Consider the following 21,356-nt stretch of genomic DNA (forward strand, 5'->3'; position numbering starts at 1 on the left):
CGACGTTCTTATTCGAGGGCTCCGGTCAGGTTTGCGGCGGCCGTTCCGGCTTCGCGCAGGTAGTCGGAGAACTCGGCAAGGATCTCGGCCGGATCGCGGACGAAGCTGGCGGTCCCGACCTGAACCACGGTCGCCCCAGCGAGCATGAACTCGGCCACGTCCACGCCGCTCGTAACCCCCCCGCCCCCGAGGATGGGCACTTCAACGGTCCTGGCCACGTCGTACACGGCCTTGAGCGCGACGGGCTTGACGGCCGGCCCAGAGAGGCCGCCCCGCACCAGAATCGACCGTTTCTTCGCGTCTATGGTGAGGGCGGGTATGGTGTTCATGACCGTCAGCGCGTCCGCGCCGGCACCTTCGGCCGCGCGGGCGTTCCCGACCACCCCCTCGTGGGTGAGCTTGGCGAAGAGCGGCTTCGTTGGCGCCGCGGCGCGGCAGGCGCCGACCACCTCCTCGACCGCGGCCGGTCCGGCGCAGAAGGTTAGCCCGCCGTGCTCCACGTTCGGGCAGGAGAGGTTCAGCTCGATGGCGGCGACTCGATCGTCCCCGGCTACCCGTTCGCAGAGGTCCGCGAAGTCGCGGACGGTCTCGCCCGCCACCGAGACGAAGATCGGGACGCCGAGGTCGAAGGCGTCGAGGTCCTCCATGAACCGCTCGACGCCCGGGTTTTGAAGCCCTATCGAGTTGACCATCCCGGCCGGCGTCTCGGCCACGCGCGGCGGCGGGTTGCCGGCCCTGGCACGAGGGGTCGTGGTCTTGGGCAGGATCGCGCCGTAGACACCCTCAGCCTCCCCGAGCGCCTCCTTCGCAAGCGTCCCCGAGGCGGGCACGAGGGGCGTGTTCAGGGTCATCCCGCAAAGCTCGACCGTGAGGTCCACTTCCGTCGCCCGCTCCCGAACTACCACGCCAGCACCTCCGCCCGGAAGACGGGACCTTCGACGCAAGACCTGACGTATCCCCCGTCGACGGGCACCACGCACCCGTTGCAAGACCCGTTCCCGCAACCCATCCGCTCCTCGACCGAGAGCTGCCGCAATCCATCCTGCCCCGCGGCACCCTTCACCGCCGCCAGCATGGCGTTTGGGCCGCAGGCGTAGACGGCGGGGTAACCCAGGAGATCCGGCGCGGCATCGAGAACCGTGCCACGGGTTCCGGCCGACCCGTCCATGGTGGCCACGGAAGCACCAGGGAAATCGTCGGCGACGGCGGCCGTCTTCGCGTCAAGGAACCCCAGAAACACGTCGTGGTCGATCCCACGGGACGCGAGCTCTCTGCCGAGTATCTTGAGTGGGGCGACGCCGATACCCCCGCCGAGCAGTGCGGCCCTGCCGGTCGACGCGTCGATCTCGAAGCCCTTGCCGAGCGGGGCCGTCACCTCTATCGTCTCCCTGGCCCGGTCGAGCAGCGCCGTTCCCCGGCCCCTGACCTCGAAGAGCAGGCTCGCCACCCCGCCCTCGAAATCGTAGAACGAGAAAGGACGGGCCAGAAAAGGGTCGAGGGTTACGGGGTAGCCGGCAGCCCGGGCCATCACGAAGCGACCCGCTTCGATCCCATCCCCGGGCCAGCGGTAGCTGAGGAGCGTATAGGCGCCGAGCCGGCGGCGCGCTTCTATCTCCACGGTGTAGAACTTCACGCGCGCGCCGCGTAGAGGCCCTGGAGGCTGTTCACGCGGCGGGTTCCGCCACGAATGCGGGCCTCGATCCCCTGGATGGCGGCGGCGGAGCCGGCCAGGGTGGTGATGCAGGGGACGCCGTGCATGAGCGCGCCGCGGCGGATCAGGTACCCGTCCGTCCTGGCCCCGCGGCCCCAGGGGGTGTTGACGATCAGGTCGACCCCACCCTCCTCTATTAGCGAGAGCACGTCTCCCCCGGCCTCGCCTATCTTCGGCACCACCACGACCGGCAGCCCGTTGCTCTTGAGAACCTCCGCGGTCCCCTCGCTCGCCGAGATCTCGAACCCAAGATCGGCGAAGGCCCGCGCTATGAGCACCACGGACCGCTTGTCCCTGTTGGAGACGGAGATGTAGACCCGCCCCGACACCGGCAGCGTTTGCCCGGCCGCGATCAACGCCTTCGCGAACGCCCCCCCAAACGTCCTGTCTATCCCCATCGCCTCCCCCGTAGAACGCATCTCGGGCCCCAGCAACGGGTCGACGTCCGCGAACCGGTCGAACGGGAAGACCGGGGCCTTTACGGAGAAGTGTCCGTTTGTGGACGAACGGGGTTGAATATCTCTCAGTTTCTCGCCGAGCGAGACCCTCGTGGCCAGCTTCGCCAGTGGCACGCCGGTCGCCTTGGAGATAAAGGGCACCGTGCGGGAGGCGCGGGGGTTGCACTCGATCACCATTATGTCCTCGCCCCGGACCACGAACTGGACGTTCATGAGGCCGACGACGCCGACGGCGAGGGCGAGGCGGCGGGTGTAGTCCTCTATCCTCTCGACGAGGGCGCTGTGGAGCGTGATCGGGGGCGTGACGCACGAAGAGTCGCCGGAGTGGACCCCCGCCTCCTCGATGTGCTCCATTATCCCGCCCACAAAGACATCCTCCCCGTCGCACACGGCGTCGACGTCGACCTCCACGTAATCTTCCATGAACTCGTCCACCAGGGTGGGGTGCGTCGGGCTCGCCCCCGCGCCCGTTCTCAAGTACAGATCCAGGTCGTCGTCGCTGTAAACGATCTCCATCCTGCGCCCGCCGAGCACGTAAGATGGCCGCACGACCACGGGGTATCCGAGTTCGCCCGCCACGGCGCGGGCTTCGGCCGGGGTCGTGGCCGTGCCGAACCGCGGGTGCGGAATGCCGAGGTCTTCGAGCAGCCGCCCGAAGCGGGAACGGTCCTCGGCCAGGTCTATGGCGTCCGGGGAAGTGCCGACTATGTGCACTCCCTCCTTCTCGAGCTCGCGGGCGAGCTTCAGGGGGCTCTGGCCGCCGAACTGGAGGATGACGCCGTGGGGGTTTTCGCGCCGGATCACCTCCAAGACGTGCTCCGCCGTGAGCGGCTCGAAGTACAGGCGCGTGGAGGCATCGTAGTCCGTCGAGACCGTCTCGGGGTTGGAGTTGACCATGACCGAGTCGTAGCCCGCGTCTTTCAGGGCGTAGCTCGCGTGGACGCAGGCGTAATCGAACTCCACACCCTGCCCGATCCTGTTCGGCCCGCTCCCGAGCACGACCACCGACGGGTTCTCCCCGCGTTCCACCTCGTCTTCGTCCTCGTAGGTCGAGTAGTAGTAAGGCGTCTGGGCGGGGAACTCCCCGGCGCAGGTGTCGACGGACTTGTAGGTGGGCGAGACGCCCAAAGCGCGGCGCACGCCGCGCACGACCTCCGTCGAAGTGCCCGAAGCGGAGGCGATGGTCTCGTCCGTCAGGCCGATCCGTTTAAGCTCCCGCAACTCCTCGGCGTCGAGGGGGACCGAGATCGCGCCTTCGGCGGCCACGATGCGGGCTATGGACGCAATAAAGAACGGGTCGATGCTGGTGCGGTGGTGGATCTCGCGTATGTCGAGCCCCGCCCGTAACGCGTCGAAGATGGCGAAGACCCTGTAAGGCCCAGGCTCGTCGAGCCCGGCCTTGATGTCCTGCGGATCCACCTCGAGCGACGCCATCGCCTTTCCCAGGCTCTCCGTGAACGTCCGGCCTATCGCCATGACCTCGCCCACCGAGTGCATCCTCGTCGTCAGCCGCGGGGATGCCCCCGGAAATTTCTCGAAGGCGAAGCGCGGGATCTTGGTAACCACGTAGTCGAGCGCGGGCTCGAACGAGGCCGGCGTCGCCCGCGTTATGTCGTTCGGGATCTCATCCAGCGAATACCCGACAGCGAGCTTCGCGGCTATCTTCGCGATAGGGAACCCCGTGGCCTTGCTCGCGAGCGCGCTCGACCGGCTCACCCGCGGGTTCATCTCGATCACGTAGAAGTCGTCGCTCTCGGGATCCACCGCGAACTGTATGTTCGACCCCCCGGTGCTCACGCCAATTTCACGTATTATGCGTAAAGAGGCGGAGCGGAGGGTCTGGTACTGGCGGTCTGAGAGGGTCTGGGCCGGGGCTACCGTGATCGAGTCTCCGGTGTGGACGCCCATGGGGTCCACGTTCTCAATGGAGCAGATGACCACCACGTTGTCGTCGAGGTCGCGCATGACTTCTAGCTCGAACTCTTTCCAGCCGGCTACGCTCTTTTCGACGAGGACGGAGCCTACGGGGCTCGCTTCGAGGCCGTCCGAGACGGCGCGGCGGAGTTCGGCGTGGTCGTTTGCCGTGGCGCCGCCCTTGCCGCCCAGGGTGAAGCTCGGGCGGATGATGAGGGGGTAGCCGATCCTGCCGGCCAGCTCCTCCGCCCCCGCGAAGCTCTTGACGGTGCGGCTCGGTGGAACCTTCATGCCGATCCTCGTCATGGCGTCGTGGAAGAGTTGGCGGTCTTCGGCCTTCTGGATGGAGTCGATGGAAGCGCCGAGAAGCTCGACGCCGAGGTCTTCGAGCACCCCCGCCTCGTGCAGCTCGATGGAGAGGTTCAGGGCGGTCTGCCCGCCGAGGGTCGGGAGCAGCGCGTCGGGGCGCTCCTTGCGCAGGACCTCCGCGACGGCCTCGACCGTGAGCGGCTCGACGTAGGTGACGTCCGCGACCTCTGGGTCCGTCATGATGGTCGCGGGGTTCGAGTTGACGAGGACCACGCGGTAGCCCTCGTCGCGCAAGGCGCGGCAGGCCTGGGTGCCCGAGTAGTCAAACTCGGCGGCCTGCCCGATCACGATCGGACCCGACCCGATTATGAGGACCTTCTCGATGTCGTCGCGCCTTGGCATCTAGCCGACCACCGCCTTCGGCGAGACCGTCTCGATAAACCCGTCGAAGAGGTAGCCGGAGTCGCGCGGCCCGGGGCTCGATTCAGGATGGTACTGGACGCTCCAGGCGCGGAGACCCGGCGCCGAGATACCCTCTACGGTTCCGTCGTAGAGGTTTCGGTGGGTAAGCTCTACCCCTTCTGGAAGCGAGCTTTCGAGGACGGCGAAGCCGTGGTTCTGGCTGGTTATCTCGATCCGGTTGTTCTCCAGGTTCCTCACCGGGTGGTTGGCCCCATGATGCCCGAACGGCATCTTGTAGGTCTGGCAACCGAGCGCGAGCCCGAGGAGTTGATGACCCAGGCAGATACCGAAGACCGGCACCTCCCCCAACGCGGGCCGCAGCGCGTTGACGGCCCGGTCCAGGGCCGCAGGGTCGCCCGGACCGTTGGAGAGAAAGAGCCCGTCGGGGTTCGAGTCGAGGATGGCCTCGGGCTCGGCCGAACCCGGCATCGCGAGCACGGTGGCGCCCCGGCTGCGGAGTTCTTTGTAGATCGAGCCCTTCACCCCGTAATCCAGCGCGACGATCCGGCACCGCTCCTCGCCGAATGCCGGCATGAGGGTCGGTTCGGCAAGGTCAGACCCCGAGGAAGCCAGGTCCCGGCCAACCATCGAAGGGTGGGCGTTCGCCTTCTCTTGCAGCACGTTCGGGTCTCTCTCTACAGTCGAGATGAAGCCCCGCATCGCGCCCCTGTCCCTTATTCGCCGGGTGAGGGCGCGGGTGTCCATGCCTTCGATGCCGAGGACGCCCGCCTCGTCGAGGGTCGCGGCGAGGGATTTCTCGCTGGCCCAGTTGCTGTGGTAGGGGGTGTACTCGCGGACGAGGACGGCGGCGGCCTGGACGTCGCGGGACTCCTCGTCGCCGGGGATCATGCCGTAGTTGCCGATAAGGGGGTAGGTGAAGAGCACGATCTGACCCCTGTAGGAGGGGTCCGTTATCGTCTCCTGGTAGCCGACCATGCTGGTCGTAAAGACGACCTCGCCCGCCACCTCGCCGTCCCCGGCGAAGCTCCAGCCCTCGAAGACGGACCCGTCCTCTAGCACCAGCGTCGCCCTGCTGCGTCCCTGACGCCGGCTACCCGCGTGTTCCAAGTTTCGCTCCCGTCCTGTCGTACACCATCTCTCCGCCAACTATAGTACCCACCACCCTGCCCGTCAGGGTCTTTCCGAGGTAGGGGGAGTTCGACGAGCGGCTGATCATGGTCCCCGCGTCCACGGTCCACTTCTCGGACAGGTCCACCAGCGCGAGATCTGCCGGTTCCCCAACGGTCACGCTCCCCCCCTCACCGACCCAACCCCCAGGCGCGCAACTCATCGCCTCCACAAGCCGGGGCAAGGTGAGCTTGCCGGTCATGACGAGCTCCGTGTATATAGCCGCGAAAGCCGTCTCGTGGCCTAGAAAGCCGGGGGCGGCCTCCTCCAGCGGCAACTCCTTCTCCTCGGAGGCGTGGGGCGCGTGGTCGGTCGCCACGAAATCCAGCACGCCCGTTCGCAGCGCGTCCCCCACGCCTTCCCTCTCCGCGTCCGGGCGGAGCGGCGGGTTGACCCGGTAGAGCCCTTCGAGGGTGGAGACCAGATCGTCCGTCAAGGTCAGGTGGTGCGGCGTCGTATCCGCCGTGACGTCTGCCCGGTCCTTGAAGAAGGCGACGAGCGCCGCCGACAGGGCCGTCGAGACGTGGGTAACGTGGGTCTTGGCGCCGGTCTCGGCGGCCAGGATCAGGGCCATCGCGGTCGCTACGTCCTCGGCGCTCGCGGGCGAACCCGGGATGCCGGCGAGCGAGGCGGCGACGCCGTCGTGGACCACGCCCGTCGCGAGCGTGTGGTCCTCGCAGTGAAGGATCAGGGGCAGCCCCGCCGACCGCGCGTAGGTCATCCCGTTGCGCAGCACGCCGGCCGAGGCCGTGCCGAGCCCGTCGTCGGAGACGCAGAAGGCGCCGGCTTCCTTTAACAGGCGCATCTCGGTGAGGCGCTCGCCCCTCAGGCCGACGTGGAGGGCCGCGGAGACGCGGGCCCTGACGCGGGATTCTTTTTCGATGCGGCGCATGAGGCCGCTGACGATCACGGGGCTGTCCACGATCGGGTCGGTGTTTGGCATCATTACGACGCCCGTAAAACCCCCGGCCGCGGCGGAGGCGGAGCCGCTCTCGATGGTCTCCTCGTCCTCCCGGCCCGGCGTGCGCCAGTGGGCGTGCACGTCCACGAAGCCGGGGAAGAGGTGCAGCCCGTCGGCGTCGAGCTTTCGCGTGCCGCGCAGGTTCTCTCCGACCTCTGAGACCCTGCCTTCGGTGAGGCGGACATCCATTACGCCGTCGAGGCCGGCGCGCGGGTCCAGGACGTGGGCGTGGCGGATCACGAGCTCGGCGTTTCCGGCTTTGTCGGGGATCAAGCGGCCACCCGGTCCACCGCGCCGGTCGCGACGGCCAGGACGGCGGAGCGCACGGCGACGCCCGCCGCGACCTGGTTCGGGACGAGGGAGGCGGCGTCCAGGACCACGTCGCCCGAGATCTCCACGCCCCGGTTCACGGGACCGGGGTGCATCACCAGCGCCCCGCCCCGCAAATGCCGGCCCGACACGCCGTAGTATCGGGCGTACTCGCCGACGGACGGAATTCTCGCCCCCGTCATCCGCTCCTTCTGCAGGCGCAGCGCGTAGAGGACCTCGGCCCCCCAGTCGAGGGCGTCGTCGACCGAGGGCAGGACCGGCAGGCCCCAGGCGCCGGCGTCGGATGGAAGCAGAGTGCGGGGAGCCACCAGCGAGATCTCCATGCCCGCCTTCTGGAAGGCCGGTATCACGCTCCGGGCCACCCGGCTGTGCAACACGTCCCCGACTACCGCGACCCTGCGATTGGCAAGCTCGTCGAAGCCGCCGACGGCCTCGCTCAGGGCGTAGAGGTCGAGGAGCGCCTGGGTGGGGTGCTGGCCGCAACCGTCGCCCGCGTTGATGACCGGGGCCGAGGTGTGGCGCGAGGCGAGGGCCGCGGCGCCCGCGGCCGGGTGGCGCAGGACCAGCGCGTCGGCGCCCAGGCTGTCGAGAGTTACGACCGTGTCCACCAGCGACTCGCCCTTGCAGATCGCCGAACCCTGCTCGGAGAGCGAGATCACGTCAGCCCCGCTCCTCCTGGCCGCGAGCTCGAACGAGACGGCCGTCCGCGTCGAGGCCTCGAAGAAGGCCAGGCAAACGGTCTTCCCGGCGAGCGTGCCCCCGACACGGCCCTCCGCGTGGGCCCTGGCAAGGTCCAGTATCTCCCTCAAGTCCTCGCGGCCCGCGTCTTCCAACGAGAGAAAGCTCCTAATCCCCAACGACGATCACCCCGTCCTCCCCATCCGTCTCCTCCAGGTTCACGAGCACCCGTTGTCCCCGCGCCGTCGGCACGTTCTTCCCGACGTGGTCGGCCCGGATCGGCAACTCGCGGTGCCCCCGGTCGACCAGCACCGCGAGCCGTATGGCCGCGGGCCTTCCCAGCTCCAGAAGCGCGTCCATCGCGGCCCGGGCCGTCCGGCCCGTGTAGAGGACGTCGTCCACGAGCACCACCGTCTTTCCCGTCACGTCGAACGGGATGCGGCTCCCTTTCACCTCGGGCTCGTCGCCCGAGAGGTCATCGCGGTGGAGCGTGATGTCCAGCGAACCCACGGGCGCGTCGAGGCCCTCGAAGCGTTGAAGGTTCGAGGAGATCCGGTGCGCCAGAGGGGCGCCGCGCGTCAGCACGCCGACGAGGGCCAAGGATTCCAGGGAAGTGGCGTTGCGTTCGAGGATCTCGTGCGAGACGCGCCGCAGCGAGCGGTCTATTCCGTCCTGGGTGAGCACCCGCGAACGCGCGTGCTCGTGGACGCTTGATCGGTCCAAGCCTTACTACCCCCTTCGCGCCTCACGGGACGCCGTTAAAGGTTGGTGTCGCTAACAGGGGAAGCTAACAGAGCATCGTATGGGCGTCAAGCGTCCGGACCATACCGGACGGATTATGGTAAGCCGATAGCAAGCGACGACCACCTTGCGGTTGGCGCTTGCGAATACTACGCATAGAACGTAGGTTTGGGTCGCGGCATGTGACGGCCACCGAAACCCCTCCCCCAACGCGAAAGGATGGCAGCAATGACCGACAACACCATGCAGGCGATCGTTCTCGACGCGCCCGGGCCCGTCGAAGCGCTCACCATCCGCGAGCTTCCGATCCCCACGCCACAGAATGGGTGGGTCCTCATCCGGGTGAAGGCTTTCGGGCTCAATCGTTCGGAACTCCACACCCGGCTCGGGCTGGCGGACGGTGTCACCTTCCCGCGGGTACTCGGGATCGAGGCGACCGGGGTCGTAGCAGAATGTCCGGGTGGGGAGTTCTCCGCCGGCCAGCAGGTCGTCGCCATGATGGGCGGCATGGGCCGCACGTTCGACGGCGGCTACGGCGAGTACACGTGCGTCCCCGTCAGCCAGGTCATCGCGTTCCAGAGCGAGCTCGATTGGGGCGTCCTCGGCGCGGTTCCGGAGATGCTCCAAACATCCCACGGCTCGTTAAGCGTCGGGATGAACGCGCAGCGCGGACAGTCGATCCTCATCCGCGGCGGCACCTCCTCTGTCGGCATGTGTACGGCCATCCTCGCCAAGCAAAGGGACATGACCGTACTCTCAACTACCCGCAGTGCCGGCAAGGCCGCGGCGCTCACCGCCCTGGGGGTCGATCATGTCCTCATCGACGACGGCGATGTTGCCGGCCAGGTCCGCGAGATCTTGTCCGGCGGGGTCGACACCGCACTGGAACTCGTTGGCACGCCAACGCTGCCCGACACGCTTCAGGCGACGCGCGTGCATGGGGTCGTGTGCTTCGCTGGCATGCTCTCCAACGAATGGACGGTCAAGGATTTCTACCCGATCGGCTACATCCCTCACGGAGTCCGACTCACCTCCTACGCGGGCGACGCTGGTGACCTGCCCGCAGGCGTGCTGCAGGATTTCCTCGAAGCCGTCGCCGCCGGCGATGCCACCGTTCCGATCGATCACGTCTACGGGTTTGATCAGATCGTCCAAGCGCACGCCGCCATGGAAGCCGGCCGCACGAAGGGGAAATTGGTCGTCACCACCTGAGCAACCGGGCGGTCAAAACCGGGAGGATGGTATCTCCGAAGAGCCTCGGAGTGTCCGGCGGGACCGAGCGACCGAGCGTTTCGGATCACCGACGCTTTGGCGTCGAGGACCGAGGGTCTGTCCATTTGGGGCATCCCCCTTCGTCGTACTAGTGTTGGACCCGATAGAGGAGGAGATATGCGCTACATGCTCTTGATCTGCGACGACCCGTCCGCCGAGGCGGTCCCCGGGGAAGGCCTGGGGGCCAGGACCGAGGCCTGGGTCGAGGAGATGGACGGTCGGGGCGTACGCAAGGCGGGCGACCGCCTGCGCCCCGCCAGCGACGCCACCACCGTGCGGGTGCGCGGGGACGAGGTGCTGCTCTCAGACGGCCCGTTCGCCGAGACGAAGGAGCAGATCGCCGGGTACGACCTGATCGAGTGCGCCGACCTCGACGAGGCGATCGAGGTCGCCTCCAAGCATCCGATGGCGAGGCACGGGAGGATCGAGGTGAGGCCGTTCTGGGAGGCGTGAGGCCCGAGGTAGGGGCGGCGGTCTCGAAAGCCTTCCGCGAGGAATGGGGCCGCATCGTGGCGACCCTGATCCGGACAACCGGTGACTGGGACCTCGCCGAGGAGTGCGCCCAGGAAGCCTTCGCGCGGGCTTTGGAGACCTGGCCGCGGGACGGCGTCCCGCGCCGCCCCGGCGCCTGGCTGACCACCACGGCGCGCAACCGGGCCCGGGACCGGCTACGGCGCAAGGCGACGGGGGCCGCCAAGCTCGAGGAGGTGGCGATGTTGTCCGGCCCGGATCAACCCGGCAGCGACGCGACCGAAGGGAGCGGCGTCCCCGACGACCGTCTGCGGCTGATCTTCACCTGCTGCCACCCGGCTTTGCCGCCCGAGGCGCGGGTAGCCCTCACCCTCAGGACCCTCGCCGGCCTGACCACCGCAGAGATCGCCCGCGCGTTTCTCGTCTCGGAGCCGACGATGGCGAAGCGACTGGTTCGCGCGAAGGCCAAGATCCGCAACGCCGCGATCCCCTACCGCGTGCCGCCGGACCACCTGCTGCCCGAACGCACGGGGGCCGTGCTGGTCGTCCTCTACCTGCTGTTCAACGAGGGCTACGCCGCCACCGCCGGCGCCGACCTGGTGCGGGAGGGCTTGAGCGCCGAGGCCATCCGCCTGGCCCGCACCCTCGCCGGGCTCATGCCCGACGAGCCCGAGGCGTTGGGGCTGCTGGCGCTAATGCTCCTGCAAGACGCCCGCCGCGACTCCCGGGTCGACGAGGCGGGTGACCTGGTCACGCTGGAGGACCAGGACCGCTCCCGCTGGGACCGGGAAGCCATCGCGGAGGGGGTTCGCCTGCTCGACGCGGCACTGCGGCTCGGGAGGACCGGCCCCTACCAGTTGCAGGCTGCCATCGCGGCGTGCCACGCCACCGCCGAGGCGTCAGACACCGATTGGGCCGAGATCGCCGCCCTCTACGGCCTGTTGACCCGGCTCACGCCTTCCCCGGTGGTGGAGCTGAACCGCGCGGTGGCCGTGGCGATGGCGGAGGGGCCGGCCGCGGGGCTCAAGCTTGTGGAGGAGCTGGAAGCGTCGGGGGAGCTGGCCGGCTACCGCCTGCTGCCCGCCACGCGCGCCGACCTGCTCCGCCGCATGGGACGTCCGAACGAAGCGGCCGACGCCTACCGGGAGGCGCTCGGGCTGGCGGCCACCGACGCCGAGCGCCGGTACCTCGCCCGGCGGCTGGCCGAGACCGACCGCGAAGGGAGCGACGTATGACCGACGACGCACGCGGGACCCGCAGGGCGGTTGCCGAGACCGATTTGGAGCTTGGCGACGGCCGCACGCTGCACGTGTACGACACGGGCGCGAACGATGGGGACGGTCGACTCGCCGTCTTCTGGCATCACGGCACGCCGAACATCGGCGCGCCTCCCGAGCCCCTTTTCCCGGTCGCAGACCAGCTCGGCATCCGCTGGGTGTCGTATGACCGGCCCGGATACGGTGGATCAACCCCTAACCCAGGCCGCAACGTGGCATCGGCGGCCCCTTACGTCTCCAGCATCGCAGATGCTTTGGGCATCGATCGGTTCGCGGTCATGGGCCATTCCGGCGGCGGTTCGCACGCCCTGGCATGTGGCGCGCTGCTGGGAGAACGCGTCCTTGGCGTGGTCAGCGTGGCCGGGCTGGCCCCGTTTGGTTCCGAGGAACTTGAATGGTTCGCGGGCATGACGCCCTCCGGGGTGGCGTCGCTGCGCGCCGCCGCGGAGGGACGCGCGGCAAAGGAGAGGTACGAGGCTTCGGCCGGCGAGCAGGACCCCGGGTTCCTCCCGGCGGACCGGGCCGCGCTGTCCGGCGAGTGGTCCTGGCTGGGCGACGTCGCAGGCCCGGCCGTGGAGGCCGGACCGGGCGGGCTCATAGACGACGACCTCGCCTACGTCTCCCCGTGGGGAGCCGACCCCGCGCGGGTGATCGCGCCGGTCCTCCTCCTGCACGGCGGCCGGGATCGGGTCGTGCCAGGCTCGCACGGCGAGTACCTCGCGCGCCGCTGTCCCTCGGCGGAACTGCGGCTATACCCAGTTGACGGACACATCTCGGTCCTCAACCACGCAGCGGCGGCCATGGCCTGGCTCCGGGAGCACGCCCAAGGGGGCTGAGCCCCGCTTGGCCGACCCGCCGGAACCGACCAGAGGCGGCCGTCCTCAAGGAGGCAGCCCGCAGGTCGTGACCCTCGGCGGCGGTCAGTCGGTCGCGCCGGGAGCCTGTCGAAGGCGCGCCAGAATGGAGCCTCGATGCCCACCCGTAAATTGCTCTCCGAAAGATCGGCCGGTCCTTACGCAGGACTCGCAGCCTTTCGCCACGCCTTGCTACCGCTTGACGCTTCCCTTAGCGTACAGAATTCCCGGAATGGTTCCGCTACGCGTACTAGCCTGCCTCCGGCGACGCCGGCATTCCCAGCTGCGCTGCTGCGGCGGCGAGATCCCGCGGTACCGGAGCCTCGAACGCCAACGTATCGTGTGTCACGGGGTGACGAAAGGCGAGCCGTTCGGCGTGGAGCCAGAGGCGATGGTCGGGGACGGGCGTTCCGTAGAGAGGATCCGCGTAGACCGGGTATCGGATGGCCGAGAGGTGGACCCGGATCTGGTGCGTCCTCCCCGTCTCCAACCTCACCCGCAACATGGTGTGCCCATCGGTCTCCGCCAGCTTTTGGAAGTGCGTGACCGCGTGCCTGCCGACACCGGCCGTCATGAACGTCGGGTTGTCGGGGTCACGCCCGACAGGTGAGTCGATAGTCCCCGTCTCCGGCAATCCCGTGCCGACCACGACGGCGCGGTAGACCCTCTCCACCTCGCGCCTGGACATCATGCCGACGAGATCTGTGTAGGCAGACTCCCCCTTGGCGACCACCATCAGCCCCGAGGTATCCCTATCCAGGCGGTGCACCACTCCCGGCCTGTCCGGATCGTCCCCGCCAGCTATTCCTCTGGTCAGGAGCGCGTTCACGAGGGTGCCCGACGGGTTGCCCGCGCCGGGGTGCACGACGAGCCCCGCCGGTTTATCGACGACGACCAGATGTTCGTCCTCGTAGACGACGGGCACGGGTATATCCTCGGGCGAGAGGCCAGGCTCGGGAAGCTCGGCCGAGACTTCGTCCCCTTCCCGCGCCTTGTAGGATGGGCTCTCCCGCCTGCCCGCGACGAGCAGGAGGCCGTCTTCGATCAGGCGCCTGGCGGCGCTCCGGCTGATCCCAATCCGCCCGGCCGCGAGGCGGTCGAGCCTCTCACCCGTCTCCCCGGGCCCCACCCGGAAGTTCTCGGAGGACACCGGGCTAGGGGAGGCGCGAGGATATGGCTTCCCGCGCCCTCGCCGCGCTCACGCCGCCCACAAAGACGGTCTTGTCCCTGGCCGAGGCGCCCCTGACCACGCGCGCCTCCGAGGGCGCCGCGCCGACGAGGCCGGCCAGGAAACGCTCGGCCTCGGCGTTTGCCTTGCCGCCGACGGGCGGGGCGGCGACTTTGAGCTTCAACGCCTCGGCACCGTACGCGCCCCGCAACTCCGTGCTCTTCGCCCCGGGCGACACCCGGAGCACGATGAGCACGCCGCCGTCTTTCTGGACGACATAGCCGTTACTCACGCCTGCGCAGGAAACGGCTGGCCCGCGAGATGCGGCTGTCCCCGCCCTCCTTGCCGGAGGACTCCCGGTCGAAGAACTCGTGGGAGCTGCTCTCCTCGGCGAGCGTCGGCTCCTCCCGCTCGACCTCCTCGGACGCCCGGGGCTCCCCGACGGACGCGTCGTCGGTAGCACCTGCCGCGGAAGGTCCAGTCGCAGGCTCGTCCGCGACTGGACCTTCCGCCGCGGCCTCGTCCGGCCCAGCGGTCTCGGTGGACCACACGACCTCCGACTCGCTGCCTTCCGGCCGGTCGGCCTCCTGGTCGCCGGCGGCCGAATCGCCGGGCCTGAGCACCTGCGTCTCCTGCTCGTCGGCCGAAGCTTCTTCCGAAGGAGGCGGCCCGGCCAGGGGGCCGGTAGCCTGCGTCTCCTGCTCTTCCGGGGCGGCCGTGGGCTCGACCGCGGCGGCCGTCTCCGGTTCGATGCGCTGGGTCGAACCGGGATCTTCGAGGTCGGCCGCGTCCCCGGTAGTCCCGAAGGCCGGCTCATCCAGATCCGCAGCGGGCTCTTCCCTGGCGGCGGCCTCGCGGACCACGGCTATGGACTCGGTATCGAGCCGCTCACGTAGGGAGGCCTCTATCTCCCGCGCCGAGGAGACCTCCATGTTCTCCATCATTTCCATGTAGGTCTTCAAGAGGTGGCGGAAGTCGTTGGCGAAGCTCCTCTTCGCGTCCTGCAGCGCCTCGTAGGAGTCCTGGACCCTCTCTATCCGCGCGGAGGAGTCGGCGAGCATCTGGTGGGAGCGGTTCTGGGCGTCCTTGACCGTAAACTCGGCCTCCCGCCTCGCGCTCTGGCGGACGTCCTCGGCCTCCCGGTTAGCGCTGCGGCGCAGGTCGTTCGCCGCCTGCTCGGCGTGGACGAGCGCCGCCCGTATGGAACCTTCGAGGTCCTCGAACTGCTGCAGGCGTTCGCGCAGGCTGTTCGTCTCCTCGCGCATCCTTTGGTTCTCGTTGTAGGTGCGCTCGAACTCGTCGGCGACCGTGTCGAGGAAGTCGTCGACCTGGTTCGCGTCGTAGCCGCGGAACCCGTTCCTGAACTCCTTGCGGCGAATGTCTATCGGTCGTATCGGCATCTCACATCACCCCGTAACTGGTCCTATGAACTGAACAATGATGATCTTGAGCAAAGTCCGGGCTATCGAGAGCCCGAAGATGGCGATTATCGGCGAGAGGTCTATCCCGAACCCGCCGAGCTGTAGCATGGGCACCCGGCTGCGTATCGGCATCAGTATCGGGTTCGCGACGGCCCTCACGGCGTCGAAGACGGCCTGCATGAAGGAGCTCGACGGGTAACCGGGGAACCAGGAGAACAGGATCGACGCGATGATGAACCCGAAGAGGATGTAGAAAGCGTAGTCGACGAGCGTGGTGAGCAAACGCACGATGTCGTAGCCGAACGTCTGGAGCAGGGCCACCATCTACCCCCCGAGCCCCCGCGCCTGCTCTGTGGCGGCCTCGATGCCGTCGTGAACGGCGCCCACGAACCCCGCCTTCTCCATCGCCACGAACGCCGCGGCCGTCGTCCCCCCCGGCGTCATGACCTCGTCGCGCACCTGGTGGGCGCTCCGGTCCTTGAGCAGCACCGCCGTCCCCCCTATCGTCTCCACGACGAGCCTGCGGGCGACGTCGCGCGGGATGCCCTGGCGCACGCCCGCCTGTATCAGGGCGTCGGCGAAGAGGGCGACGTAGGCGGGCCCCGAGCCGTGCAGGGCGGTCGCAGCGTCGAAGAGGCGTTCGGGCAGCTCCATCACGTCCCCGACGTGGCGGAAGATCCCCATGACCTCCCCGAGCCTCTCCCTCCCGGCGTCGTTCGCCGTCACCACCGCGGACCCCAGCCCGACCGAGGCGCACACGTTGGGCATCACGCGCAACACCGCGGCACCCGCCGGCAGCCTGTCCGAGATGTTGGAGATGGTGACGCCGGCCGCGACGCTCGCCACGGCCTTGCCGCCTTCCGGGATCATCGCGGGTGAGATCTCCTCCATCACCATGCCCACGTCCCAGGGTTTGACGGCGACGAAGACCAGGTCGCTGCGCTCTGCTACTTCCAGGTTGGATGAGACGGTGTTGACGCCCGCCTTCTCGAAGGCGCCGAGTTGCTCTTTATGGATGTCGCTCGCGGAGAGTTCGAACTCGCCCGACTCGGCCAGCCTGAGGAGGAGGGAGCCCCCGATCTTGCCAACCCCGATGATGCCGACCTTCTGCAAATCCCCCCTCGGCCCTTAGAGCTGGTTGAAGAACGCCCGCTCGGCGATGCGCTTGCGCTCCTCGGCGCTGACCTCGACGTCGCGCGGCGTGAGCAGAAAGACCCTGTTGGCGACGGACTGGATGTTGCCGTCCATCGCGTACGTCAGCCCGGAGCAGAAATCCACCATCCGCCGGGAGAGGTCGCCGTCGACGTTCTGGAGGTTCAGGATGACGGGCTGCTGGCGCTTGTAGCGGTCGGCCAGGCTCTGGGCGTCGTTGAAGCTCGCCGGCTCGACCACGCTCACGCGGGTCGGACGCTGGTCGGGGACGGGACGCAGATGTGACGGCTGCTGGCTCTGGCCCGCGTAGCGGTCGCCGCCGCGGCCGGGTCCCTCGCTGCCGAAGAGGTCGCCGAGGGAGGTGCCGAAGGCGGACGAGCGCTCCGAGCGTCCGAGGCGCCTGACCGTAGGTCCCGGCTCACCGCCGCGCGACCCGTTCGCGTACGCCTCGTTCGCGTAGCGGCGGTCCTCTTCCTCTTCTTCCTCGTAGTAGTCGTCCTCGTCGACACCGAACCCGAACCAGGCTGCGATCCGGTCCAGTCGGTCCCTAACTCCCATCTTGCCTCCTAACGGGCCCATCCTCTTCTATTAGCATCCGCCCGATCCTGACCACAGTGGCGCCCTCTTCGACGGCCACCTCGTAGTCGCTGCTCATTCCCATGGAGAGCTCGGAGAGATCGAAGTGCGGGCTCCAGCTTCCGCGTAGCCTATCACGGATGGTCCTCAATTTCGCGAAAACATAACGCACCCGCTCGGGGTCTTCAACCAACGGCGCCAGCGTCATAAACCCCCGCGCCCGTACCCTCCCCCCCGTACCCGCCGCGGCCTCGAGCAGGCGTTCCACCTCGTCCTCCCCGACCCCGTACTTGGACTCCTCGCCTGAGACGTTGACCTGGAAGAGGACCTCGATCCCACCCTCGGGCGCCCTTCCTGCCAGCTCCTCCACGAGCCGCACCGAGTCGACCGAGTGGATCAGCCTAACCCTCGGCGCCACGATCTTCGCCTTACGCCGCTGCAGATGCCCTATAAAGTGCCACTCGAACGCGTCCCCGAACATCTCCTGCTTCTGGACCAAATCTTCCGCCCGGTTCTCACCCAAGAGGTCCGCGCCCACGGCCGCGAGCGCCCCTATCTGCTCCGGCGCGTAGTACTTGCTCGCGACGAGCACCCGCGTCTCGCCGGCCCCCCGTCCGGACCTTTCGAGCGCCCCGGCCAGGTTCTCGCGCACGCGGTCGAGCCTCTCCCGGATTCCGGCCTCCGTAACCGGCGTCGTCATCGCCCCACCTTCACGACCGCGGCCAGGCTCCGCCCGGTCGCGGGCTTCTGCTTGCGGTGGGAGAAGAACAGGTCGGGCCGGCAACCGGTGCAGAGCCCGAGATCGGTTACCTCCACCCCGGAGCGTTCGAGGTCCGTCCTGATCGCCCCCGGCAGAGACAGGTTCCGCCCCGACACCACACCGTCCCCGAACTCGGCCGCGAAGGCCCCGGCCAACTCTTCCGACACCTCGTAGCAGCAGCCCCGGATGCACGGCCCTATATATGCCCGCTTCGCTCCAACGGCCATCCTGCCAGCCGCCTTGCCGGAGATACCCGCCAGCGTCCCGCGCCAGCCGGAGTGGATCATAGCCACCTCGTCCTGACCGACCAGGGCCACGGGCACGCAGTCCGCGACGGCCACGTTGAGGGAGAGCCCCTCCGTGGAGGTAACGAGCGCGTCTGCCTCGCCGGCGAACCCGCCCTCGGTGACGCGAAGCACGCCGTCCCCGGCCACCTGCTTTACCCAGGCGGACGGCCCGCCGCCCAGGGCTTCGCGAATCGTTGAGATGTTCCCCGCGACGGCGTCAGGGTCGTCGCCGACTTTCACCGAGACGTTGAGCGAGTCGAACGGCGGCCGGGAGACGCCGCCGAGGCGGGTGAAGAAGAAGACCTTTGCCCCCTCGGGTCCGGGTTGCGGGGAGACGTAGACGGCGCCCCCGGCCGCCGTGTGGGTGGCGGCGGGGGCGCCGTCGTGCAGAAGGTTCGAGATGCGCGCGCGCACGCTCCCTGGGGCCGCGGCTACCTGCGCCGCAGGAAGGCCGGGATGTCCAGGACGTCCCCCTCGCCGGAGCCGCCGACGGGCTGCTCCTCCTCGCGCGGCTGCTGCGGCTCGGCGACCGCCCGCTCCGATCGGCGCTGGTTCGCCAGCCGCTGGTCGAAGCCTGTCGCGATCACCGTAACGCTCACCCGGTCGCCGTAGGCGTCGTCGATAACGGCGCCGAAGATCAGGTTCGCGTCCTGGTGCGCGGCGTTGTGCACGATCTCGGCCGCCTCGTTCACCTCGAACAGGCCCAACTCGGGCCCCCCGGTAATGTTCAAGATGATCCCGGTGGCCCCCTCTATGCTGGCCTCCAGCAAGGGGCTGGAGATCGCGGTCTTGGCGGCCTCGGAACCGCGGCTCTCGCTGGTCGACTCACCGATGCCCATGAGCGCGGAGCCTGAGTTGTGCATGATCGTGCGCACGTCCGCGAAGTCCAAATTGATGAGGCCCGGCACCGTGATGAGGTCCGTGATGCCCTGCACACCCTTCCTCAGGATGTCGTCGGCCATCTTGAACGCGTCCATCATGCTGGTCCGCTTCTCGGCGACCTGAAGGAGCCTGTCGTTCGGGATGATGATGAGCGAATCGACGTTCTCCTTGAGGCGCTTGATGCCCTCCTCGGCGTAAGTCGAACGGCGACGCCCCTCGAAGGCGAAGGGCCGCGTGACCACGCCCACGGTAAGCGCTCCGGAATCTCGTGCGATCTTGGCGACGACGGGAGCGGCGCCGGTGCCGGTGCCGCCGCCCTTGCCCGCGGTGACGAAGACCATGTCGGCGCCGCGGAGGGCCTCCTCGATCTCGGCCTTATTCTCCTCGGCCGCCTCCATCCCGATCTTCGGGTCGGCGCCGGCGCCGAGGCCGCGCGTGATCTTCTCGCCTATGTGGATCTTCTGGTCCGCGTCGCACATCTGCAGCGCCTGCGCGTCCGTGTTTACCGCTATGAACTCGACCCCCTGCAGACCGGAGTTGATCATGCGGTTCACGGCGTTTGTCCCGCCCCGCCGATGCCCACAACCTTTATGACCGCCAAGTAGTTCGTCGCCGCGTCCAGCACTTCTCTAACCCTCCATCGCACGCTCTCCGGGGGCTCGCCGGTCCATCATCCCCGGAACCAGCCCTTAACCGCCTCCACTATGCTACCAAAACTGGTAATTCCTGCACCTTTACCCTTCGGTGCAGGGTCACCGTCGCGGGCCGCGAAGTATAGCAGACCTACAGACGTCGAGTACTGAGGCTTCTGTACAGGTTTAATCTCGCCCCTGACGCGCAGGGGCGTCGCCCGCTGGACGCGCATCCCGAGGATATCCTCGGCCAGCTCCGGCATTCCGGCGAGCAGCGAGCCGCCGCCGGTGAGCGCGACGCCGCCCGGCAGGAGGTGGCGGGTGTTGGTCGCGTCCAGGGTATCGCGGACGTACTCGAGCACCTCGCGGGCCCTGTACTCCAGGATCTGGCTGACGAAATTCGCGTTGTAGTGGCGGTCTTCGAGCTTGACGGCGGCGACGGAATCCACGGTCGTCGAGAGGACCGTCCCGTAACGGAGCTTCAAGTCTTCGGCGGTGTGCTGCGGGACTTTCAACCCGTAAGCGACGTCGGAGGTGAAGCTCTCGCCGCCCAGGGGTATGACGGCCGTGTGCGTCAGCGCGCCGCGCATGAAGGTCGCGATGTCGGTGGTGCCGCCGCCGATGTCCACGAGCGCCACGCCCGCCTCACGGTCCGACTCGTGCAGGCAGGCCTCCGCGGAGGCGAGGGGCTCCAACGCGACGCGCGAGACCTTTACGCCGCAGTCCTCGACCGCGCGCAGGAGGTTCTGGATGCTGCTGACGGCCCCGCAGACGACGTGGGCGCGCATCGTCACCTTGCGGGCGGCGAGGCCTATGGGGTTCTTGACGCCCTCGGAGCCGTCGAGGACGTAACCGCGGGGGACGACGTGGATGATCCGCTCGTCCTCGTGCAGTTCTATTTGCCGCGCTTCCTGCTCAAGTTTCTTCAAGAACCGTTCGTTCACCGTGAGGTTCCGGCTCCGGTTGAGGAGGGTGACCTCGGTGTTGAACGACGAGATGTGGCTTCCGGCGATACCGACGCTCACCTGACCGCCGCGCACGCCGCAGGCCTCCATCGCTTCCGCGATCGACTCCGCCGCCGCCTGGCGGTCCACCACCACGCCCCGCTTGAGCCCGTAGCTCGGCGCCTCCCCTATGGAGAGGACCTCGGCCCACCCGCGACGCGCGTCCACGCGCCCCGCGACGGCGACGATCTTCGTGGTGCCGACGTCGATACCGTAAACGAGAGAGGGCGCCAAGATCCGCTACCCCTCCGTCCCGCCGCCGGCCCCGCTCGCGACCACGATTCTCTCCCGCGAGCGGAGGTCGAGGACGGATGTCCCGGGATGCCGTCCCATTACTTCCCGCAACGCGCGGGCCTGTTCGGCGGTGACCTCACCGGAGAAGACGACCCGGCGGCCCTCGACGGTCGCCTCGAAACCGGCGGCGCCGGCCTCTTCGAGCCCCTCCATCTCTAGGCCGTTCTCCCTCAAGACCCTCCCGAACCTCAAGACGTCCTCTACCTGGTCCCGATCCAACTCCACCCTGCTCAAAACCGCCCCCCGAGCCCAGGCAACTCCGTGCCGTCCAACGCCAGAACCTTACGCTCCCCGATACCTCGGCATCGAGCACGGCCCGCCGTTCCTCAACCTGAACGGTAACTATACCGGATTCGTAATTCTCGGTCACCTCGGCACCCTCGACCCAAGGGTTAGCTTCCACCTTGCGCTCCAGGCGCTCCTCGTTGAGGGTCAGCAGGCTTGCGTGCTCGGAGACGGCGTCCCAGGCGTCGGATTCCGAGTACATGTTGGCGCCTTGGACGCGGATTCCGGCAACGGGGGAGGCGAGGTAGGCCACGATCAGGACGAGCAGCGTCGTCGCCACCGCGACGACCACGGAGACGAGGATCGAGCGCAGGTGGGAGGTCACGGTC

21 protein-coding genes and 2 pseudogenes are annotated in these 21,356 nt (G+C 68.3%); 4 read left to right on the forward strand and 19 right to left on the reverse strand.

Translation table 11 applies throughout. The features are described from left to right. Window positions 1-8: 8 nt before the first annotated feature. The 7 genes from GBA63_RS10795 to pyrR are packed head-to-tail and all read right to left on the reverse strand — an operon-like array spanning window position 9 to window position 8,674. Window positions 9-905, reverse strand: coding sequence for a dihydroorotate dehydrogenase (locus GBA63_RS10795; protein ID WP_166175981.1), 897 nt, complete (start codon window positions 903-905; stop codon window positions 9-11). Beyond that, window positions 899-1,633, reverse strand: coding sequence for a dihydroorotate dehydrogenase electron transfer subunit (locus GBA63_RS10800; protein WP_166175983.1), 735 nt, complete (start codon window positions 1,631-1,633; stop codon window positions 899-901). The genes GBA63_RS10795 and GBA63_RS10800 overlap by 7 nt, the downstream gene beginning before the upstream one ends. Further along, window positions 1,630-4,794, reverse strand: coding sequence for a carbamoyl-phosphate synthase large subunit (gene carB, locus GBA63_RS10805; RefSeq protein WP_166175985.1), 3,165 nt, complete (start codon window positions 4,792-4,794; stop codon window positions 1,630-1,632). Before carB ends, GBA63_RS10800 begins: the two co-directional genes overlap by 4 nt. Next, the gene (gene carA / locus GBA63_RS10810) at window positions 4,795-5,922 is read right to left on the reverse strand and encodes a glutamine-hydrolyzing carbamoyl-phosphate synthase small subunit (RefSeq protein WP_166175988.1); all 1,128 of its coding nucleotides are present in this window, start codon (window positions 5,920-5,922) and stop codon (window positions 4,795-4,797) included. Further along, window positions 5,906-7,216, reverse strand: a complete 1,311-nt coding sequence (locus tag GBA63_RS10815; protein ID WP_166175990.1) for a dihydroorotase — start codon at window positions 7,214-7,216, stop codon at window positions 5,906-5,908. Before GBA63_RS10815 ends, carA begins: the two co-directional genes overlap by 17 nt. Beyond that, a complete protein-coding gene (locus GBA63_RS10820; RefSeq protein WP_166175992.1) occupies window positions 7,213-8,130 on the reverse strand; it encodes an aspartate carbamoyltransferase catalytic subunit in 918 nt (305 codons plus the stop codon). Before GBA63_RS10820 ends, GBA63_RS10815 begins: the two co-directional genes overlap by 4 nt. Continuing rightward, a complete protein-coding gene (pyrR, locus tag GBA63_RS10825; protein ID WP_166175994.1) occupies window positions 8,120-8,674 on the reverse strand; it encodes a bifunctional pyr operon transcriptional regulator/uracil phosphoribosyltransferase PyrR in 555 nt (184 codons plus the stop codon). Before pyrR ends, GBA63_RS10820 begins: the two co-directional genes overlap by 11 nt. Before the next feature lie 246 nt (window positions 8,675-8,920). On the opposite strand from pyrR, the gene GBA63_RS10830 reads away from it, so the two are divergent. The 4 genes from GBA63_RS10830 (at window position 8,921) to GBA63_RS10845 (ending at window position 12,548) form a co-directional block, all read left to right on the forward strand. Next, window positions 8,921-9,904 carry a zinc-binding alcohol dehydrogenase family protein gene (locus GBA63_RS10830; RefSeq protein WP_207957196.1) on the forward strand — a complete coding sequence of 328 codons (984 nt, stop codon included), beginning with the start codon at window positions 8,921-8,923 and terminating at the stop codon, window positions 9,902-9,904. Window positions 9,905-10,081: 177 nt separating this feature from the next. Next, window positions 10,082-10,417 (forward strand): YciI family protein, encoded by a 336-nt coding sequence (locus tag GBA63_RS10835; protein ID WP_166175995.1) that lies wholly within the window; start codon window positions 10,082-10,084, stop codon window positions 10,415-10,417. Next, complete coding sequence (locus tag GBA63_RS10840) at window positions 10,414-11,670, forward strand: RNA polymerase sigma factor (RefSeq protein ID WP_166175997.1); 1,257 nt, start codon at window positions 10,414-10,416, stop codon at window positions 11,668-11,670. Before GBA63_RS10835 ends, GBA63_RS10840 begins: the two co-directional genes overlap by 4 nt. Continuing rightward, window positions 11,667-12,548 (forward strand): alpha/beta fold hydrolase, encoded by an 882-nt coding sequence (locus GBA63_RS10845; RefSeq protein ID WP_166175999.1) that lies wholly within the window; start codon window positions 11,667-11,669, stop codon window positions 12,546-12,548. The genes GBA63_RS10840 and GBA63_RS10845 overlap by 4 nt, the downstream gene beginning before the upstream one ends. Window positions 12,549-12,816: 268 nt before the next feature. On the opposite strand, the gene GBA63_RS10850 is transcribed toward GBA63_RS10845, so the two are convergent. The 12 genes and pseudogenes from GBA63_RS10850 to GBA63_RS24350 all read right to left on the reverse strand — a co-directional run. Next, window positions 12,817-13,695, reverse strand: coding sequence for an RluA family pseudouridine synthase (locus GBA63_RS10850; protein ID WP_207957197.1), 879 nt, complete (start codon window positions 13,693-13,695; stop codon window positions 12,817-12,819). Between the two features lie 25 nt (window positions 13,696-13,720). Then, entirely contained in the window at window positions 13,721-14,026 is a 306-nt protein-coding gene (locus tag GBA63_RS23220; RefSeq protein WP_207957198.1) for a DUF167 domain-containing protein, read from the reverse strand. Beyond that, entirely contained in the window at window positions 14,019-15,134 is a 1,116-nt protein-coding gene (locus tag GBA63_RS23225) for a DivIVA domain-containing protein (RefSeq protein WP_207957199.1), read from the reverse strand. Before GBA63_RS23225 ends, GBA63_RS23220 begins: the two co-directional genes overlap by 8 nt. A 6-nt stretch (window positions 15,135-15,140) precedes the next feature. Next, window positions 15,141-15,479 carry a YggT family protein gene (locus GBA63_RS10860; RefSeq protein ID WP_166176003.1) on the reverse strand — a complete coding sequence of 113 codons (339 nt, stop codon included), beginning with the start codon at window positions 15,477-15,479 and terminating at the stop codon, window positions 15,141-15,143. Then, window positions 15,480-16,268, reverse strand: a complete 789-nt coding sequence (gene proC / locus GBA63_RS10865) for a pyrroline-5-carboxylate reductase (RefSeq protein WP_166176005.1) — start codon at window positions 16,266-16,268, stop codon at window positions 15,480-15,482. It lies immediately after the preceding gene. Between the two features lie 15 nt (window positions 16,269-16,283). Further along, window positions 16,284-16,865 carry a cell division protein SepF gene (locus GBA63_RS10870; RefSeq protein ID WP_166176007.1) on the reverse strand — a complete coding sequence of 194 codons (582 nt, stop codon included), beginning with the start codon at window positions 16,863-16,865 and terminating at the stop codon, window positions 16,284-16,286. Then, window positions 16,855-17,583, reverse strand: coding sequence for a YggS family pyridoxal phosphate-dependent enzyme (locus tag GBA63_RS10875; protein ID WP_166176009.1), 729 nt, complete (start codon window positions 17,581-17,583; stop codon window positions 16,855-16,857). The genes GBA63_RS10870 and GBA63_RS10875 overlap by 11 nt, the downstream gene beginning before the upstream one ends. Continuing rightward, entirely contained in the window at window positions 17,580-18,344 is a 765-nt protein-coding gene (locus GBA63_RS10880) for a polyphenol oxidase family protein (RefSeq protein ID WP_166176011.1), read from the reverse strand. Before GBA63_RS10880 ends, GBA63_RS10875 begins: the two co-directional genes overlap by 4 nt. A gap of 17 nt (window positions 18,345-18,361) precedes the next feature. Then, a pseudogene (gene ftsZ / locus GBA63_RS10885) lies at window positions 18,362-19,437 on the reverse strand (cell division protein FtsZ). Window positions 19,438-19,482: 45 nt separating this feature from the next. Continuing rightward, complete coding sequence (gene ftsA / locus GBA63_RS10890) at window positions 19,483-20,682, reverse strand: cell division protein FtsA (protein ID WP_166176013.1); 1,200 nt, start codon at window positions 20,680-20,682, stop codon at window positions 19,483-19,485. Window positions 20,683-20,688: 6 nt separating this feature from the next. Next, entirely contained in the window at window positions 20,689-20,976 is a 288-nt protein-coding gene (locus GBA63_RS10895) for a hypothetical protein (protein ID WP_228282418.1), read from the reverse strand. Window positions 20,977-21,073: 97 nt separating this feature from the next. Beyond that, window positions 21,074-21,352 (reverse strand): annotated as a pseudogene (locus tag GBA63_RS24350) (FtsQ-type POTRA domain-containing protein); the annotation flags it as partial. Window positions 21,353-21,356: the final 4 nt, after the last annotated feature.

The sequence above is a fragment of the Rubrobacter tropicus genome (assembly GCF_011492945.1).
GTDB lineage: Bacteria > Actinomycetota > Rubrobacteria > Rubrobacterales > Rubrobacteraceae > Rubrobacter_D > Rubrobacter_D tropicus.